General features: G+C 58.7%; 15 protein-coding genes. 7 read left to right on the top strand and 8 right to left on the bottom strand.

Features of this window, described 5'->3' with window-relative positions:
- Positions 1–4 precede the first annotated feature (4 nt).
- From B2527_RS11530 to B2527_RS11520, 3 genes are all read left to right on the top strand, one after another.
- Positions 5–2,662 carry a glycosyltransferase gene (locus tag B2527_RS11530; protein WP_293712338.1) on the top strand — a complete coding sequence of 886 codons (2,658 nt, stop codon included), beginning with the start codon at positions 5–7 and terminating at the stop codon, positions 2,660–2,662.
- Between the two features lie 24 nt (positions 2,663–2,686).
- Entirely contained in the window at positions 2,687–3,166 is a 480-nt protein-coding gene (locus B2527_RS11525) for a hypothetical protein (RefSeq protein ID WP_293712335.1), read from the top strand.
- Between the two features lie 64 nt (positions 3,167–3,230).
- Complete coding sequence (locus tag B2527_RS11520) at positions 3,231–6,086, top strand: acyltransferase family protein (RefSeq protein WP_293712332.1); 2,856 nt, start codon at positions 3,231–3,233, stop codon at positions 6,084–6,086.
- Positions 6,087–6,185: 99 nt separating this feature from the next.
- On the opposite strand, the gene B2527_RS11515 is transcribed toward B2527_RS11520, so the two are convergent.
- The 6 genes from B2527_RS11515 to B2527_RS11490 all read right to left on the bottom strand — a co-directional run bounded on the left by B2527_RS11515 (position 6,186) and on the right by B2527_RS11490 (position 12,102).
- Positions 6,186–7,025, bottom strand: a complete 840-nt coding sequence (locus tag B2527_RS11515) for a glycosyltransferase family 2 protein (protein WP_293712329.1) — start codon at positions 7,023–7,025, stop codon at positions 6,186–6,188.
- Positions 7,022–8,128 carry a non-hydrolyzing UDP-N-acetylglucosamine 2-epimerase gene (wecB, locus tag B2527_RS11510; RefSeq protein ID WP_293712327.1) on the bottom strand — a complete coding sequence of 369 codons (1,107 nt, stop codon included), beginning with the start codon at positions 8,126–8,128 and terminating at the stop codon, positions 7,022–7,024. Before wecB (B2527_RS11510) ends, B2527_RS11515 begins: the two co-directional genes overlap by 4 nt.
- 1 nt (position 8,129) lies before the next feature.
- A complete protein-coding gene (gene wecB, locus B2527_RS11505; protein WP_293712324.1) occupies positions 8,130–9,278 on the bottom strand; it encodes a non-hydrolyzing UDP-N-acetylglucosamine 2-epimerase in 1,149 nt (382 codons plus the stop codon).
- Positions 9,279–9,478: 200 nt separating this feature from the next.
- The gene (locus tag B2527_RS11500; RefSeq protein ID WP_293712321.1) at positions 9,479–10,267 is read right to left on the bottom strand and encodes a glycosyltransferase; all 789 of its coding nucleotides are present in this window, start codon (positions 10,265–10,267) and stop codon (positions 9,479–9,481) included.
- Between the two features lie 153 nt (positions 10,268–10,420).
- A complete protein-coding gene (locus B2527_RS11495) occupies positions 10,421–11,356 on the bottom strand; it encodes an electron transfer flavoprotein subunit alpha/FixB family protein (RefSeq protein WP_293712318.1) in 936 nt (311 codons plus the stop codon).
- Positions 11,356–12,102, bottom strand: coding sequence for an electron transfer flavoprotein subunit beta/FixA family protein (locus tag B2527_RS11490; protein ID WP_057627298.1), 747 nt, complete (start codon positions 12,100–12,102; stop codon positions 11,356–11,358). The genes B2527_RS11495 and B2527_RS11490 overlap by 1 nt, the downstream gene beginning before the upstream one ends.
- 244 nt (positions 12,103–12,346) lie before the next feature.
- Here B2527_RS11490 and rfbB point away from each other — a divergent pair, with 244 nt between their 5' ends.
- The 4 genes from rfbB to rfbD are packed head-to-tail and all read left to right on the top strand — an operon-like array spanning position 12,347 to position 15,745.
- Entirely contained in the window at positions 12,347–13,411 is a 1,065-nt protein-coding gene (rfbB, locus tag B2527_RS11485) for a dTDP-glucose 4,6-dehydratase (protein ID WP_293712308.1), read from the top strand.
- A complete protein-coding gene (gene rfbA, locus B2527_RS11480) occupies positions 13,408–14,295 on the top strand; it encodes a glucose-1-phosphate thymidylyltransferase RfbA (RefSeq protein WP_293712305.1) in 888 nt (295 codons plus the stop codon). Before rfbB ends, rfbA begins: the two co-directional genes overlap by 4 nt.
- The gene (rfbC, locus tag B2527_RS11475; RefSeq protein ID WP_293712302.1) at positions 14,292–14,849 is read left to right on the top strand and encodes a dTDP-4-dehydrorhamnose 3,5-epimerase; all 558 of its coding nucleotides are present in this window, start codon (positions 14,292–14,294) and stop codon (positions 14,847–14,849) included. Before rfbA ends, rfbC begins: the two co-directional genes overlap by 4 nt.
- Positions 14,846–15,745 (top strand): dTDP-4-dehydrorhamnose reductase, encoded by a 900-nt coding sequence (gene rfbD, locus B2527_RS11470; RefSeq protein ID WP_293712299.1) that lies wholly within the window; start codon positions 14,846–14,848, stop codon positions 15,743–15,745. The genes rfbC and rfbD overlap by 4 nt, the downstream gene beginning before the upstream one ends.
- Before the next feature lie 85 nt (positions 15,746–15,830).
- Here rfbD and B2527_RS11465 read toward each other — a convergent pair whose 3' ends face one another.
- On the bottom strand, positions 15,831–17,234 hold the full coding sequence (locus B2527_RS11465; protein ID WP_293712296.1) for a mannose-1-phosphate guanylyltransferase/mannose-6-phosphate isomerase: 1,404 nt from the start codon (positions 17,232–17,234) through the stop codon (positions 15,831–15,833).
- Positions 17,235–17,242: 8 nt separating this feature from the next.
- Positions 17,243–18,589: a phosphomannomutase gene (locus tag B2527_RS11460; RefSeq protein WP_293712293.1), complete on the bottom strand. Its 1,347-nt coding sequence runs from the start codon at positions 18,587–18,589 to the stop codon at positions 17,243–17,245.
- Positions 18,590–18,619 lie beyond the last annotated feature (30 nt).

Genomic DNA, 18,619 nt, shown 5'->3' with positions numbered 1-18,619 from the left:
TGGCGTGAGACGCTTTACAAAATGGGAGTCGGTGCTTTTGCTTGCTTGGATAGGCGTCGCGGTTCTGGCGGCTTTTTCCATGTTGTCAAGTTCGTCCTTCATCGACGTGTTTGCATGGTTCGCGGCAATCTCCCTGGTTTTTGCGGGATTGTTTCTCGTGCTGCTGCGGCAGAAGCGCCTGATTACGCTCAGCGCTCAGCAGCTAGCAAAGGCTGAGTATTATTTGCCTGTCTCCGGCGGCGAGGCATCTTCATTTGATCGGGCGGCGAAGAAAATTGTTGAGCCGTCTCGCCAGATCCAGCGTTTAGTCGCTAGGGCAAATAATGGTTTTTCCACCGGTGTAGAGAAGCAACTGAAGTCAGTTGAGTGGGATGCTAACGCGTCACGAAGCCGTCGTATCGCCGCCAGCTGGGCACTCGCCCTCAAGTGCTCCAGTTCAAAAAATTTTGAAGGAGCGATGGGACACCTTGCTTTGATGGATTCGTTTCTGGGCGGGGACTTGGAACTGCCGGAAGCCTTGGATAGGCAAAGTCGAATTCTCCGTGCCGACGCGCTACTGAATCTTGGGGAGATCGATAATCTTCGCCGTCTCCTGAAACAGTGGCGTAATGACAACGTGCTTGGCTCGGAACGGAATTTGATTCGAGCGAATGTCCTGCGACTGACTGCGGACACGGAGCTGGGTGTGCGGAACTGGCTGACGGCCTTGTCGCGACCTTTCGAAGATAATGGCTTCAGTCCGCTTTACCTTAAGGGCGGCGAAGGTAGCTTTTTCTCCAGAATAGGGAGTGTTGTTTCGGCAAAGTCTAGCGCGCCAGCGCGTAGAGCGGATGGTCCTTTGGTGAGCGTGTTGATGCCCGCGTTCAACGCTGCCGGGGTAATTGGAGTCGCTATCGGCGGGTTGCTGGCACAGACGTGGCGGAATCTAGAAATTGTGGTTGTTGATGACTGCAGTGAGGACAATACATTCGAAGTATTGCAGGCCCTGGCGAGGGAAGATCCTCGCATACGAGTGTTTCGGAATGAGCGGAACGGGGGGGCCTATGTGTCGCGCAACCACGCTCTGTCAAAGGCACAGGGCGAGTACGTGATGGTGCACGATTCAGATGATTGGTCTCACCCAGAACGTATCAGTTTCCAGATGGAGGATTTGCTGGACAACCAGCAGCGCGCCAACTTCACGTATGGGGTTCGAGTGACCGAGGATGTCGAGGTCATCACCAAGCGTGCAAACGGGTCGATGTTTGTAATGAATACTTCCTCGTTTCTCATGCGCCGTATGGATCTTTTGGAGCTGGGCGGCTGGGACGAAGTCCGGGTCGGAGGCGATTCCGAGCTGGTTGCCCGATTCTTACAGCATTTTGCAACTCCTCGCCGAGGCATCGCCCGGGGCGTGCCGTTGACTCTCATTCTTGGTCGTCAAGACTCGTTGACGCAGTCTGGGTCAACCAGTATCGCGACGGTCGGCTATGGTGTTCGTCGTCAGTACAAGGAGTTCTATTCGGCTTGGCAGGCTGCTGGGGTTACAGTTCGTGAGCCAGGGCTGCGACGTTTCCCGGTAGCGGCCACGTTGCTTCCGGACAAGCGAACAGAAATAAAATTGGATGTGTTGCTGGTTACGGACCTTTCATTTCCGGGTGGAACTACCGGCTCAAACATCGGGATGATCATAGCTGCACGAAAGGCGGGGATGCGTATTGGTGTCCTGCATTGGCCGATGTTGGCGCATGTTGAGAATGCCGCTAATCCAAAGATTCTGCGAGCAATTGCCGAAGCGGAAGCCGAGGTGGTGGTGCCTGGGTTGCAAGTTAGCTGTGACATTGTCCTCGTTAACCACCCCGGTATTTTGATGGATGTACCGGACATCGTTCCGGAGGTGGAAACAAAAGCTGGTGTCATAATCATGAATCAGGCCCCTATGTCCCGTAGTGAGGGAGGGCGACTCGTTTATGACGTTAATGTGGTGCGCGAAAATTTCAGCAGAGTTTTTGGGGTCATGCCAAAGTTTGCACCGCTTTCGCCTGTGATCCGCGCGATCGCGGTGAACTTGTGTGAAGCAGCGGAGCTTACCGATTTTGACTGGATGCCGATGATTGACACGGAAGCATGGAGGATGGGCGAAGTCCCCGATATAAAGAAATCGATCATCCTTGCGCGGCATTCAAGGGACCATATAGACAAATGGCCTGAGGATGCATCTATGATTCGCGCAGCGTACTGTGTTGGGGCACCGTTCGGAGTTCGTATCCTAGGAGGTGCCGAGAAGGCGATAGCGCTCCTTGGTGAGGTTCCTGGGAATTGGGAAGTGCAAGAGTTTGATTCCACTGATGTAAAGAGCTTCTTGGGGGAGGCAAATGTGTACGTCTATTACCCTCATGAGGATCTTATCGAGGCATTTGGACGCGCACCTATGGAGGCGATGGCAAAGGGATTGCCAGTGCTGCTTCCGGCGCGTTTCGAACCGGTTTTTGGTGAAGCAGCCTTGTATGTAACTCCAGAACAAGTGCGACCCATGTTGGAGCGTTTGCAGGAAGATTCCAAGTTCTATGCAGAGCGGGTTCGGGCGGGGTACTCTTTTGTCAGCAGAAACTGTGGATATTCGGTATTTGGTCATAGGATTTCTCGTATTCTCTCGCCTGGTTCCGTTCAGGATGTAATTTAATTTTTATTAATGTTGGAGTTGAGTATGCGCATTAAATATGTTGGTGTCCTTGCTGCCGCAGTTTGTCTCTCAGTTGCGGGCTGTTCTGGGAAGGATGAGCCGAAGGTCGACGCCGGGGGGGAGGCGACGCCTGTTGCGGCCGCTGTGACAGAAAGCCCGGTTAGTTCGGCTTCCACCGCCTTGGTTGTCGTTGACGCATCGGTGGCCGCTGAAGGTAAAGTGATCAGCGACCAGGAATTGAAAGGGTCTTCTGGGAAGATGCGTCGCCAGGTCGAAATCGTTTTCGCGAATGTCGCGCGCGAGCAACTGGTGACGGCACTGACCACCTCGTTGACGTCTGCGGGCTTCACTGCTGGCCGGGCGAAGGAAGCTGAGAATGATCTGACCGTCAACTTTAAGAAAGGGGAAGAGATCATTGGCATTACTCTTTCACAGCCAAAGCGCAAGGAATCGGCTGAGATTGCAGGCGCCTCGGTTAAGGCGACTATTACTCGCCGCCTTTGATTTTTGCCATTGGCAGGCGCCGTGTTGTGAGACGCGGCGCCATTTTCGTAGATAGGAAACAGAAATGAAGCACGCTTCCGGTGGCTTTAGTCTAGAAATTCAGGGGTTGCGCGCTATCGCGGTGGTTGCAGTCGTGTTGACGCATCTCGGTATCACTTGGCTGCCAGGCGGCTTCGTCGGTGTCGACGTTTTTTTTGTAATCTCTGGATACCTGATCACCGGGCTGTTGCTTCGTGAACAAGAAAATGGTGGCACCGTTTCGTTGGCTCGTTTTTACGGTCGCCGAGTCCGTCGTCTTCTGCCAGCTGCTGCATTGGTAATGCTGTCGATAGTCGCATGCATCAATTACCTTCCCGGTGTCGTCCGCGAAAGCACTCTAAATGAGGTCATCGCCAGTACTGTTTATTTGCAGAATTGGTGGCTGGCGGGCCAGGCAGTTGATTATCTGGCGGCAGATAATTCACCTGGGCCATTGCAACATTTCTGGTCATTGTCGCTGGAAGAGCAATATTATATTTTTTGGCCGCTTTTGCTGGGTCTGATGTTCCTGCTATTCAAAGGGCTCAGGCGGAACGCGCGCTTGGTTTATCAGCTCTTGTGCGGTGTTGTATTTTTTGTATCGTTTGCATACTGCATTTACATCACTCGTGTCGAGCCGGGGCTGGCGTACTTCTCCACTGCAGCGCGCGCTTGGGAGCTTGCCGTTGGTGGGCTGCTTGCATCATGGGTTGGCTGGAAAGATTGGAATCCCAGACTGCGCGGCTTTATCGGCTGGATGGGGCTTTTCTCAATCATAGGATCGTTGTTTCTGATCAACGCAACCGTGGCCTTCCCTGGCTGGGTCGCGATGTTTCCGGTTGTTGGCGCGGCTATGTTGATATGTGCCGGTGGCAGCGGGGGCAGGTATGGCGCAGGTATGTTGCTACGCACGGCGCCAATGCAGTTTCTGGGTGACATTTCTTATTCGTTGTATCTATGGCATTGGCCAGTCATTATCTTGTTCAAGGCAATCACAGGTCGAGATCTGGATGGAGTTGATATGCTTGTTGCAGCAGGCGTATCGGTTGCTTTGGCTTTCACTAGCAAAATTTTGATCGAAGATTCAACCCGCGACGCTTCATGGTTGCGTACTAATCTTCGAACTTTCCTGTTTGGCATCGCCATCTCCGGCACTACTATCGCCATAGCATGGGCGTTGAGGGCGCAGCCAGCTGTCCGCGGCGTGGCGACGGAGATTGAGGTGGTGGCGAGTGTAGATGTTAATCACCCGGGTGCGGCCGCGCTTGTAAATGGTACGGAGCAGTCCAGGAAGTACGACGTTGCCGCGATTCCTGAATTGGTTTCTGCGAAGGATGATGTGCCAAAGGCGTACGCAGACGGGTGCATTACTGGGCAGCGTCACGCCACCTTGAATACCTGCAGCTATGGAGCGGTTGGTGCGAAACGTAAGGTTGTGCTCGCTGGTGATTCTCACGCTGTGCAGTGGTTGCCCGCTCTGGCTGAGACTGGGAAGCAATCCAATTTTGAGGTGGTGACCTATTTCAAGTCATCTTGTCCACTTGGCGACGTGATGGTTCTTAGGAGGGATGGTCAGGCCTATGACGCCTGCCAAGAGTGGAATCGGGCGCTCAAGCAAGAGCTTTTGAAGAATAGTGCCGAACTGGTAATTTTTGCACAGTCCCATTCCTATATGGCGGCCGAAGCAAAGGGGCGTGAGCAGAGTAATCAGATGCTTGAAGCCGGGGTCTTTGAGCTGCTGCAGGGGCTGCGTGCGGAAGGTCGAAAGGTGATTGTTATTCGGGATACGCCGCGAATGGAGCGAAACATTCCCGAGTGTGTATCGACATCCGGTGTGAGCGCGTGCGGCGTCTCGCGTTCGGATGCGCTCGGTCGGTACGAACCTCTTCTGGGCGCTGCGCGGCGGTCTGAGGCCGCCGTAATGGATTTTTCCGATAAGATTTGTGGCCCTGCCCGATGCGAACCGTATGTGGGCAACGTACTGGTTTGGCGTGATTCTAATCACCTGACCGCAACGTATGTGCGCACCATGTTGTCCTCATTCCAGAACGAATTGGCCAAGCACATAGAAGTAGTTGCGTCGGACCCGGTTCCGGCGGGGGCAGTGGCCTCGGTGACGGCGATGGATTCACTGCGCCCCAGGCCTAGTGAAGCGCGCGCGGACAACTCCAGTATCTATGCGAAGGGTTGCCACGTGGATCAACGAAGTTCTGATCCGATTCCTTGTGTGTACGGGAACGAGCACGCGCTTCGGAAGATCGCTATTGTGGGAGATTCCCACGCTGCGCAGTGGGTGCCTGCATTTGAGGAGTTGCTGGCTGGAAACGAGTTCCAGCTGGTTTCCCATACAAAGTCCGCATGCGCGTTCTCGGAACAACGGGTGCTGCTCGGCAAGGCTGGGGCTGTTTACTCCTCTTGCTATGAATGGGCACAGAAGGTGATTAATGACCTACTTTCCAACAAGCCAGAGATAGTTTTTGTTTCACTATCTCGTGTTCAGTACGCGGAGGGCGCGACTCCGGAAAATAATGCCGAGCTTCTCGCTTCAGGCCACGCAAAAATGTTGCGGAAGCTTCGTGATGCGGGGATTCGTGTCGTAGTCATCGGTGACACGCCACGTATGGGAGTTGACGTGCCGGAATGCCTGTCGCGTCGCGGCGCAAGTCTGGAAGACTGCGGGAGACCCAGTGCGCCTTTACTTGCACGTGTTGATCCATTACGGGTTGCAGCCGCGAACGTTGGTGTCGAGATTATAGATTTTGACCGGCGGATATGTCCTGGTGAAACCTGTCCGGCTGCACTGGGTAGCACTTTGGTTTGGCGAGATGCGCATCACCTGACGGCGACCTTTGCCCGAGATTTTGCAGAGGATTTCCGTGCGATTCTTTCCGAGAAAAAGTGAGAATGACGGCTATCTGCATTACTCGGAAACCCCCGGCCGCGGTATATGCCGCCAAATCAGTCGCTTGGCCTGAGTGGAAAGTGACGGGTCTTTACAGTTTCAATAATTGAAAGCTCGCCCTTGTGGGCGATGTGGGATGTAAGGAATTATATTTTTGGATTTATTGGCTTGATGCCATTGCGTGAATGCGGATTTATAGCGTTGACGGACGGGACTGAGAAATTCGGGCCCATCTTGAGAGATAAAGGTTCCATCTGTAGCGTTGTTTGCTAGGGAGCCCTGTCGCCACAGTGCTGTGTAAAGAGTTGCGTCCACATTGGTGTGCGCTGCTCTGCCGTAGACTGAGCGCAAACGCTCGAAAAACTCGTCGTCTGCTCCAAACCGGACGTTGTCGAACCATCCAATCTCGTCCAGGGCCGTCCGTTTGAACATTAAGCTGATAAGGGCCTGTCGGGCGGGTAATCCTCGGTTCATGACCAATTGTCCATGTTCATTGCGCCGTTCGTAGTTACAAGTACTAGCCACGATGGCGGGTGAGCGTAGTGCCTCCAATTGCTGATATAGGCGATCTTCATGTGCTTGATCATCACTATCGATGAACGTGATGACCTCGCCTTTAGCATGCTCCATCGCCGCGTTGCGCGCGGCATAAGTCCCGCTGTTTTGATTCATTAGAAGCACGCGTACCCGCGGGTCCTTGCGTTGCAAATTGAGCAGAACGCGCAAAGTGTCGTCGGTGCTTTGATCGTCGATGGCAAGCAATTCTAGATTATCCCAAGTTTGCCGGAGTATCGATGTCGCGGCAGCTTCGACAAACGTAGAAGTATTGAATGAGGTCATGACGACGGAAACCAATGGCCTCGGTCCAAGGGCGACATCCGGAGCCTTTAACGCCCCAGAGCCTGTGCCAAGTGCCGTTGTAGTTTCCTTTTTTATCATTGCTTTATGAAATTTCTAAATGCTCTTTCGATGCGCCCGGCTGCCTGCCCATCCCAAAACGGGATTGGGGTGCGAGAGTGCTTCGCATTTGGGTTCCGCAGATGGTCGTCCAAGCGTTCTGGTGCCAAGGTTGGTGTTGTTAGCTCGTTGCCAGCAGATAAGGTGTCAGGCCGTTCAGTAGTATCCCTAATCGTCAAGCAAGTTATCCCAAGAGTTGCACATTCTTCTTGGATGCCTCCGCTATCCGTGACGACGGCCCGTGCGTAGCTCTGAAGTCCAACAAAATCTCTGTAGCGCAGAGGAGGGATAATTTTCAACCTTGGGATTTCCAAGTGTGGCATCAATCCCTCCCGTTGCAGGGCCACGCGTGTACGGGGGTGGATTGGCCAGATGACGGGAAGTCGCTGTGTCAAATGGGAGAGCATGCGTATCAGGGCCTGTAATTGCTCGCGACTATCTACATTGGACGGGCGGTGAAAGGTGGCAAGAATGAACTGCTGGCCTCGAATGCCAAGCATGGAGAGCAGCTGTTGCGCATTTGAGGGATCCACTGTTGCCAATAGCGAATCAATCATGAGATTACCCACGAAGAGCACGGAGCTGTGTCGATGGCCTTCGCGCAGCAGCGTCTCCCGAGCTTCGTTTGTCGTGGTTAGGTGGAGGTCAGAGATTGAGTCCACCATAAGACGATTCAACTCTTCAGGCATCGTGCGGTCGCCGCTACGTAGGCCTGCCTCCACATGGGCAAGTCGACATTGCTCACGTTTGGCTGTGATCGCCGCAGCAAGGGTCGTGTCTACGTCGCCAAAGACTGTTACGAGGTCGGGTTTTGCAGTGCTCAGTAAGTCCGCATACCTCGAAACCATGCAGCCGAAGCGATCTCCATAGTCATGTCCTTCTAACGGGAGCGCAGATATCTGAGCGATATCGATGCCCACGTCTTCCATCGTCTGCGTCGATAGAGCTGGATCAGTGTGCTGCTGCAGGAATACCAACCTCGGCTGGGCCCATTCACTGGCAGCAAGTGCCTTGTAGAGAGGAGCAGCCTTGATGATGTTCGGGCGTGTGCCAATGACGAGATCGATTTGCTTCTTGGTGCTCATACTACTTTTTTGCGAGATCGTGTACGTCCTCGGCCAAGAGGTCGGAGATACGGACGGCGGCTTGGCCGTCTCCGTAAGGGTTGTTTGCGAAGGCCATCACGGCATAAGCCGTAGGATCGTCGAGCAGCCGGTTGGTTTGGTCGATGATGCTGGTCGTAGAGGTTCCTACCAGTTTTACCGTGCCTGCCGCCACCGCTTCAGGCCGCTCGGTGGTGTCACGCATGACCAGGACGGGTTTGCCGAGAGACGGCGCTTCTTCTTGGACGCCGCCGGAGTCGGTGATGATCAGGTACGAGCGACTCATAAGATAGACGAACGGCAGATAATCCAGGGGGTGAATCAGGTGTACGTCAGACATCCCGCCTAGGATGCGATGCACGGGTTCCTGCACATTGGGATTCAGGTGCACGGGATAGATAACCTGGGTGTCACCACGCTGGGCAATGGCCTTCAGTGCTTGGCAGATCTGTTCAAAGCCGTCGCCGAAGTTCTCGCGGCGGTGGCCGGTGACCAGGATCAGGCGCTTGGAGGCGTCCAGGAACGGAAAAAGCGCAGCCAGCTCGCTTTCCAGTGCGGGTGTCTGCTGGATCTTCGCGACCACCGCCAGCAGTGCATCGATCACGGTATTGCCGGTCACGTGGATGTGGGCTTCGTCCACGTTCTCATTGCGCAGGTTCTGCGCGGATTGCTCGGTCGGCGCGAAGTGCAGGTTGGCCAGTACGCCGGTGAGCTTGCGGTTGGCTTCTTCGGGCCAAGGCGAATAAAGGTTGCCGGTGCGCAGCCCGGCCTCGACGTGCCCAACGGCGATGCGCTGGTAGAAGGCGGCGAGCGAGGTGGCGAAGGTGGTGGTGGTATCGCCATGCACCAGCACGATATCCGGCGCGTATTTGGCGATCACCTGCTCCATGCCGTGCATGATTCGCGAGGTCAGGTCGGAGAGGGTCTGACCCGGCTGCATGACGTTGAGATCTTCATCAGGCGTGATACCGAACAGGTCAAGCACTTGGTCCAGCATCTGCCGGTGCTGGGCAGTAACCGTAACGATGGTTTGTAGCGAGGGGTGCTGTTTCAATGCGGTGACCAACGGCGCCATCTTGATGGCCTCCGGGCGCGTGCCAAATACCACCATTACCTTTTTGCGAAGATTCATTATGTGAGTATCAGGTTTGACGATAGGGTGTGCTTGCCTGAAGCTTTTTTGGGGGGGCAAGCAATTCGCCTAGCTGCCGGCCGAAAGGGAGTTCACTCGCGAACCCGCTGCGTAAGTTTTTTATTTCTGGGAAGCGACAGCTTCGACTGAGTTCGGGCTGTCTTAGCGCGGAAGGCATTTTTCATATATTTCTTCACACACTATAGAGTGCCCTCGGAGAGATTAGCTTCATAATCTTGAACCCGGAAGTAACCATGCTCCACCGGCTTTCCTTTTATCTGATTCCTGACGTTGTTCTCGTGAACGATTATGCACCAATGGGGTGTTCCTGGCTCCAAGGGTGTAGAGTTATGCGCGTGCTCTTTGAGAAGCTGCGGATGTTGGCAATGCATGACAGTGCGTAGAGCTTGCCCATTCCATCTCTCATAGAGCGTGCCAAAAGCATTTTTTGGATAGTTGCGAATATAATAATGGCCTTCAAGGATCGAGAATTCCTGACCGGTAGGGAAGTAGATATACTCCTCATCAGGGCAGCCTCTTTCCTCGTAGCTACTATTAACCAGGTGGAGGTATTCGGGAGAGATGGCATCGTCGCTGTCTAGTCTGGTTGTTGAAACGACGTTTCCAACGTGCAAGGCACCGATTTCTTGCATTCTCCAAGTCCATGCTCCAATGCCGCGAACAACCTCTTGCAGCATTTCCTCGCTGGTGGTGGCGTGCTGCGAGGTCAATATCGGCTGGATGAAGGGGTCTGAGCAAATAGAGTCGATGTAATCAACAGGTGTTCGCTCATCGAAGTATATCAAGGCCGTAAATTCATGCCGCTGGCGCTGGAGCGATGGCAGGCAGTAACGCTTGAAGAGATCGTGGCGACGTTCCAGCCACTTATGGTCGAGGTTGTATGACGTCCCGTTGTGCCACTCCGTGGGGGGGGGCATGTTGTAACGGATAAGGACTAGATTGTGGATTTTTCTGCTCTGAGCGTTCAATGCACGGTTCCATATCCTGTTGCTTCTTATAGAAGGAGCCAGCCCCGATCATAGTCGTGGCTGGCAAGTGAATTTCCTTCCGGCGATCGGATCAGCGAACTGTTCAGATTATCTCTAGTTTCTCTGGAGTGGGCCAAAATTCCAAGCTGATTATCAAAGAGCCGCTTCCAGCTCCGGCAGCAAGGTGAACAGGTCACCCACCAGGCCGATGTCGGCAATCTCGAAGATCGGCGCATCGCCGTCCTTGTTGATGGCGACGATGGTGCCGGCGTCCTTGATGCCGGTCAGGTGCTGGATGGCGCCAGAGATACCAACAGCGATGTACAGCTCCGGAGCGATGATCTTGCCGGTCTGACCCACCTGCATGTCGCTGGGCACGTAGCCGGCATCCACCGCGGCGCGCGAGGCACCGACGCCGGCACCGAGCTTGTCGGCCAGCTGGTAGATCACCTTGAAGTTCTCCTCCGAGCCGACACCGCGGCCACCGGAGACCACGCGCTTGGCGCTCTGCAGGTCCGGGCGGTCGCTCTTGCCGGCGGCCAGGCCGACAAAGCGGGTGTGCGAGGGCAGGGCGGCATCAACGCTGATCGCCTCGACCGGGGCGCTGTTGCCCTTGGCCGCTTCCGGCCAGGAGGCGGCACGCACGGTGGCCACGACCACCTGGTCGGCCGGGGCCTCGACGGTGATGATGGCGTTGCCGGCGTAGATCGGGCGCTTGAAGGTATGGCTGCCCTCGACGGACATCAGGTCCGAGACCTGGTTGACGCCCAGCAGCGCGGCCACGGCCGGCATCAGATCCTTGCCGGTGGTGGTCGACGGGCCGAAGACGTGGCTGTAACCAACCGCGGCCTTGGCGATCTGCGGGGCCTGCACCTGTGCCAGGGCGTGTTCGTTGGCCGGGTTGGCGATGGTCAGCACCTTGCTGACGCCGGCAATCTGCGCGGCTTCGGCGGCAATGGCGGCCGGGTCGGCGGCCAGCACCAGCACATCGATGTCGCCGCCCACGGCGGTCGCAGCCGAGACGGTCTTGGCCACGGCGCTGTTGAGCTTGCCGTCCAGGTGTTCGGCGATGACGAGAATCTTGGCCATTACAACAACCCCTTCTGCTTGAGTGCGGCCACCAGCTCGGCGGCATCCTTCACCATCACGCCCTTGCTGCGCTTGGCAGGTGCGGCGTAGTGGGTGGTCTTGAACGTATCGGCGGCTTCAACGCCCAGGTCAGCCAGCTGCAGGGTTTCCAGCGGCTTGGCCTTGGCCTTCATGATGTCCGGCAGCTTGATGAAGCGCGGCTCGTTCAGGCGCAGGTCGGTGGTGATCACGGCCGGCAGATCGACTTCCAACGTTTCCAGGCCGGCATCGACTTCACGGGTCACAGTGGCCTTGCCGTCGGCGATCTCGACCTTGGAGGCAAAGGTGGCCTGCGGGCGTGCCCACAGCGTGGCCAGCATCTGGCCGGTCTGGTTGGCGTCGTCGTCGATGGCCTGCTTGCCGAGGATCACCAGGTCCGGCTGTTCCTTCTCGACCAGCTTGAGCAGGGTGCGGGCGGCGGTGAGCGGCTGGATGGCCTGGTCGGTGACCACATGGATGGCACGGTTGGCGCCCATTGCCAGGCCGTTGCGCAGGTGCGCCTGGGCATCGGCCGGGGCGATGGTGGCGACCACCACTTCCGTGGCGATGCCCTTGTCGCGCAGGCGCAGGGCTTCTTCCAGGGCGATTTCATCGAATGGGTTCGGCGAGAGCTTGACGCCATCGGTGACCACGCCGGAGCCATCCGGCTTGACTTGAATGCGGACGTTGTAGTCCACCACGCGCTTGTACGCGACGAGGATTTTCATGTGCTGCGGGGTCCTTCGGTTGCTGATGGGGGCCGGCGCGGGCCGGGGACGGAATTTTCCGATTCTAGCCGGGATACAGGTTCCATGCGAATGCGTATGGTGGCTCGGCTTGAATTCAAATGTCCGGACAAATTGTCGCTACCACGCGCTGGTTGTCAACGCCCGGCCCAGTCAGCTGGCCTCGGTATATCCTTGCGGCCAGCATTAGCGGCCTGGTTGGCCGCAGCAACAGGAGAAACAACGCGTGCCTACATGGCTTGTAACCGGCGGCGCCGGCTTCATCGGCGGCAATTTCGTACTGGAGGCGGTGGCGCGCGGTATCCGTGTGGTGAACCTGGATGCGCTTACCTACGCAGGCAACCTGCAGACGCTGGACAGCCTGCAGGGCAACCCGGCGCATGTATTCATACATGGGGATATCGGCGATCGCAGCTTGGTCGACAGGCTGCTGGCCGAGTACCAGCCCGACGCCGTGCTGAACTTCGCCGCCGAGAGTCACGTCGACCGTTCCATCGATGGCCCGGCGGCGTTCATCCAGACCAATGTCGTCGGCACCCTGGCGCTGCTGGAAGCAGTGCGTGATTACTGGAAGGGCCTGCCGCCCGGGCGTGCCGATGCGTTCCGGCTGCTGCATGTGTCCACCGACGAGGTGTATGGCAGCCTTGGGGAAACCGGCAGCTTCAGTGAGACCACCGCCTATGCGCCCAATTCACCGTATTCGGCGTCCAAGGCCGCGTCGGATCACCTGGTGCGGGCTTTCCACCACACCTATGGGCTTCCGGTGCTGACCACCAACTGCTCCAACAACTATGGCCCCTATCACTTCCCCGAGAAGCTCATCCCGCTGGTGATCGCCAGGGCATTGGCCGGGGAGGCGCTGCCGGTCTATGGCGACGGCATGCAGGTGCGTGACTGGTTGTTCGTCAGCGATCACTGCGAGGCGATCCGCACCGTGCTGGCGCAGGGCCGGCCGGGCCAGACCTACAACGTCGGTGGTAATGCAGAACGTCGCAACATTGAGGTGGTGCAGGCGATCTGTGCGCTGCTGGACCAGCGCCGCCCCCGCCCCGACGGACAACCGCGCAGCAGCCAGATCCGTTTTGTCGCTGATCGCCCAGGGCACGACCGGCGCTACGCCATCGACGCTTCCAAACTGCGCGATGAACTGGGTTGGCAGCCCCGTTACAGCTTCGAGCAGGGCATCGCCGCCACCGTGGATTGGTTTCTGGCCAACCAGCAATGGGTGGACAGCGTGCTCGATGGCAGCTACCGACTGCAGCGCATCGGCACCGGGGAGACGGTGGAATGACCCAGCGTAAAGGCATCATCCTGGCTGGCGGTTCCGGCACGCGGCTGTATCCCATCACCCAGGGAATCAGCAAGCAGCTGTTGCCGGTGTACGACAAGCCAATGATCTATTACCCGCTCAGCGTCTTGATGATGGCCGGCATCCGCGAGGTGCTGGTGATCAATACGCCGCATGAGCAGGCCCTGTTCCAGACCTTGCTGGGTGACGGTTCGCAGTGGGGCATGGATATCCATTACGCGGTGCAGCCCAGTCCCGACGGGCTGGCACAGGCTTACCTGATCGGTCGCGATTTCGTCGCCGGCAAGCCCAGCTGCCTGGTCTTGGGCGACAACATCTTCCACGGCACCGGCCTGCGCGAACTGCTGCAGCGTGCCGATGCGCGGCAGCACGGTGCAACCGTGTTCGGCTATTGGGTCAACGACCCGGAGCGCTATGGCGTGGCCGAGTTCGATGGCGGTGGCAAGGTGATCGACCTGGTCGAGAAGCCGTCCCAGCCGCGCTCCAATTACGCCATCACCGGGCTGTATTTCTACGACGGCAACGCGTCCGACTACGCCACCAGCCTGCGGCCATCGGCACGTGGCGAGTTGGAAATCACCGATCTCAACCGGCATTACCTGGCGCAGGGGCAATTGCACCTGGAACCGTTGGGGCGCGGTTATGCCTGGCTGGACACCGGCACCCATGCCTCCTTGCTTGAAGCTTCCAACTACATTGAAACGCTGCAGACGCGACAGGGCCTGCAGGTATGCTGCCCGGAGGAAATCGCCTTTGCCCAGGGCTGGATCGATGCCGGGCAGCTGCAGGCCCTGGCGGCGCCCTTGTTGAAGAGTGGTTATGGTCAGTACCTGCAGAAGCTGCTGCAGCGTGGAGTGGTTCCGTGAAGGTGATTGAAACAGCCCTGCCGGGTTGCGTGGTGATCGAGCCGGCGGTGTTTGCCGATGCGCGTGGTTTTTTCCTTGAGACCTGGAACGCCGAGCGCTTTGCTGCACTTGGGCTGCCCAGCAGTTTCAAGCAGAGCAATATTTCATCGTCCAGCAAGGGCGTGCTGCGTGGCCTGCATTACCAATGGTCACGGCCGCAGGGCAAGCTGGTCAGCGTGCTGGAAGGCGAGGTCTACGACGTGGCCGTGGATATCCGCCGCGGTTCACCGACCTTCGGCAAGTGGGAGGCCGTCGTCCTGAGTGCCGGGAACAGGCGCCAGTTCTGGATCCCGGAAGGTTTTGCACATGGTTTTGCGGTGCTGTCGGAGCGCGCTGTGTTCAGTTACCTGTGCACCGAGGTGTATCTGAAGGATTTTGATACAGGTGTCCGCTGGAACGATGCTGATATCGGCGTCGACTGGCCGATCAGTGGTCCTACCCTGTCGGCCAAGGACGAGAACGCGCTGTTCCTGAAAGACATCGCGGAAGATCGCCTGCCGGTGTACCTGCCGTGAGCGTGCTGGTGTTCGGTGGAAATGGGCAGGTAGGGCAGGAGTTGTTGCGCGCGCTTGCGCCGCTTGGCCGTGTCGTCGCAACCACTCGCAGCGGCAAGCTGGCCGATGGCAGTGACTGCGAGATCGCCGACTTCAATGCACCCGAAAGCCTGCCCGCCCTGTTGGACAGGCTGCAGCCATCGGCGGTGGTCAATGCTGCCGCCTATACCGGGGTGGATCGTGCGGAGCAGGAGCCCGAAGTGGCGTTCCGGGCAAATGCACAAGCGCCTGCAGTAATCGCCCAGTGGTGTGCCACGCATGGCGTGCCGATGGTGCATTACTCCACCGACTACGTGTTCAAGGGCGACGGCGCAGCGCCCTACGGTGAGGACGATACGACTGAACCGCTGGGCGTCTACGGCAGCAGCAAGCGTGACGGTGAGAACGCGGTGCGTGCAGCAGGCGGCCGCCATTTGATCTTCCGTACCGCGTGGGTCTATGCCTCGCATGGCGGCAACTTCCTGCGCACGATGCTGCGTGTGGGTGCCGAACGTGACGAGCTGCGGGTAGTGGCAGACCAGGTGGGCACGCCGACGCCGGCAGCCCTGATTGCCGATGTCACCGCGCAGGTGTTGCAGCATCCAGGGCAGTTGTCCGGAACCTGGCATCTGACTGCATCGGGGCAGACCAGTTGGCATGGTTTTGCCGAGGCGATCTTTGCCGAGGCGGTAGCTGCCGGGGTGCTGGCGAAGGTGCCGCAGGTGCAGGCCATCAGCAGCGATCAGTACCCCACCTCGGCCAAGCGTCCGGCCTGGTCGGTACTGGATAACCGCAAGTTGCAGCAGGATTTTGGCATCGTGTTGCCGACCTGGCAGGCGGGTCTGCAGCGGGTAATGAGCGAAATCGCGAGCGGATGATCCGCGCTTCCTGCAACGGTTCTGCATGAGAACAACAAAAACCCCGGGCAAGCCCGGGGTTTTTGCTGGCTACGGTCCTGCGGGCTCAGGTACGCCCGTAGGTGTCCTCGAAGCGCACGATATCGTCCTCGCCCAGATAACTACCCGACTGCACCTCGATCAGCTCCAGCGGGAGCTTGCCCGGGTTGCGCAGGCGGTGGGTGACGCCGAGCGGGATGTAGGTGCTCTGGTTTTCAGTGAGCAGCAGCACCTCTTCGCCTCGGGTGACTTCGGCCGTGCCGCTGACCACGATCCAGTGCTCGGCGCGGTGGTGGTGCATCTGCAGGCTCAGCGTGCCACCGGGCTTGACCGTGATGCGTTTGACCTGGAAACGATCGCCATGGTCGATGGAGTCATACGCACCCCAGGGGCGGTAGACCTTGCGGTGCCAGGTGGCCTCGCTGCGGCCATCGGCTTTCAGCCGTGCCACCACGTCCTTCACTTCCTGCATGCGATCGGACTTGCCGACCAGCACCGCATCGTCGGTCTCGACCACGATCACATCGTCCAGCCCGACCATGGCGATCAGTCGTTCGCCATAGGCGAAGGTGTCGTGGCAATCGATGGCGATCACGTCGCCACGGTGGGCGTTGCCGTTGGCATCCTGCTCGGACACATCGCGCAAGGCCGTCCACGAGCCGACATCGCTCCAGCCGGCATCCAGCGGCACCACCGCCGCGTCGGCGGTCTTTTCCATCACCGCATAGTCGATGGAATCGGAGGGGCTGGCCTTGAACGCATCGGTGTCCAGGCGAATGAAGTCGCTGTCGCGGCGTGCCTTTTCCCAGGCGGCATGGCAGGCGTCGAGGATCTGCGGCTGCAGACGCTGCAACTCCTCCAGGTAGCGCGATGCGCGGAACAGGAACATGCCGCTGTTCCAGTAATATTCGCCGGAGGCCACATAGGCCTGGGCGGTGTCCAGGTCGGGTTTCTCGACAAAGCGCTCGATTGCCCGTGCACCTTCGCCAACGACGGCCTTGATATAGCCGTAGCCGGTTTCCGGTGCGGTCGGCTGGATGCCGAAGGTCACCAGCTTGCCCTGGTCGGCGATGCTGGCCGCCGCTTCGATGGCCTGGTGGAACTGCCCCACGTCGCGGATCAGGTGGTCCGACGGCAATACCAGCAGCAAGGGATCGTCACCGTTGCGGCGTGCTTCCAGAGCCGCGGCGGCAATGGCCGGGGCGGTGTTGCGGCCCACCGGCTCCAGCAGGATCGCCGATGGCGTGGTACCCACCTGCTGCAACTGCTCGGCGGCGACGAAGCGGTGCGCCTCGTTGGCGACCACGAGCGGTGCCTGGGTGGCGACATCGGCCACCCGTAGCCAGGTCGACTGCAACATGCTGTGCTCGCCTGCCAACTGCAGGAACTGCTTGGGATAGGCTTCGCGCGACAACGGCCACAGCCGCGTGCCGGAACCACCGGAAAGAATGACGGGCAGGATCGGGCTCATGAAGGGTCTCAGGCAGTGATCAGGTCGGAAATCTCGGCGGTGCGCTGTGCCAGCAAGGCCGCATCGCCACGGGTTTCCACGTTCAGCCGCAGCAGCGGCTCGGTGTTGGAACTGCGCAGATTGAAGCGCCACGCGCCGAAGTCGGCGCTGACGCCGTCGGTGTGGTCAAGCGCAGGCGACTGCGCCGCGTAGTGGGCCAACACGCGAGCCACGGCCGCCTTGGCATCGCCAACCTTGAAGTTGATCTCGCCACTGCAGGGGAAGCGCGCCATGCGGCCCTCGACCAGCTCGGCCAGGCGCTGCCCGCTGCTGCAGACCAGCTCGGCGATCAGCAACCACGGGATCATCCCGGAGTCGGCATAGGCAAACTCGCGGAAGTAATGATGGGCGCTCATCTCGCCACCGTAGACAGCGTTTTCGGCGCGCATCTTTTCCTTGATGAAGGCGTGGCCGCTCTTGCACAGCACCGGCACGCCGCCGGCTGCTTCCACCATCTCCACCGTGTTCCAGGTCAGGCGCGGGTCGTGCACGATCTTGCCGCCCGGGTTACGCGCCAGGATGGCCTGGGCCAGCAGGCCGACCAGGTAATAGCCTTCGATGAAGCGGCCGTTGTGGTCGAAGAAGAAGCAGCGGTCGAAATCGCCGTCCCAGGCGATGCCGAAATCGGCACCGTGTTCACGCACCGCCTTGGCCGTGGCTTCGCGGTTCTCCGGCAGCAAGGGGTTGGGGATGCCGTTGGGGAAGTTGCCATCGGCTTGGTGGAATACACGTACGAACTCGAACGGCAGGTGCGGTGCCAGCAGGTCGATGATGGCACCGGCGCCACCGTTGCCGGCATTGACCACCAGCTTCAGCGGCTTCAGCGTGGCGCGGTCCACGTAGCCGAGCAGGTGCTGGATGTAGGCGCTCTTGTCATGCTCGGCACGCTGGCCGGCGCGTGCCGGCTGCGCCGGCGTGTTGTCGGCGGCCACGGCGTCGGAGATGGCGAACAGGCCGGTATCGGAGCTGATCGGCCGGGCCTGCTCACGCACCAGCTTCATGCCGTTGTAATCCATCGGATTGTGGCTGGCGGTGACCATCACCCCGCCGGCCGCCTGCAGGTGCCCGGTCTGGAAATACACTTCCTCGGTGCCGCATTGGCCGATGTCGATGACCTCGCGGCCTGCGCCGCGCAGGCCAACGGCCAGTGCGTCCTGCAGGGCCGGGCTGGTCAGGCGCACGTCATGGCCCAGTACCACGGTGCCTTCGCCCAGTTCGGCCGCCAATGCGGTGCCGATCTTGCGCGCCATGTCCTCATTCAGTTCGTCGGGTACACGGCCGCGGATGTCATAGGCCTTGAAGGCGGGAAGGGGCATGCAGGCCTCCTGCTGGTGGGTAGACCCCTA

The sequence above is a fragment of the Stenotrophomonas sp. UBA7606 genome, assembly GCF_002477705.1.
In the GTDB taxonomy this organism is placed as follows: domain Bacteria; phylum Pseudomonadota; class Gammaproteobacteria; order Xanthomonadales; family Xanthomonadaceae; genus Stenotrophomonas.
This window is presented reverse-complemented; position numbering and strand designations above follow the sequence as displayed.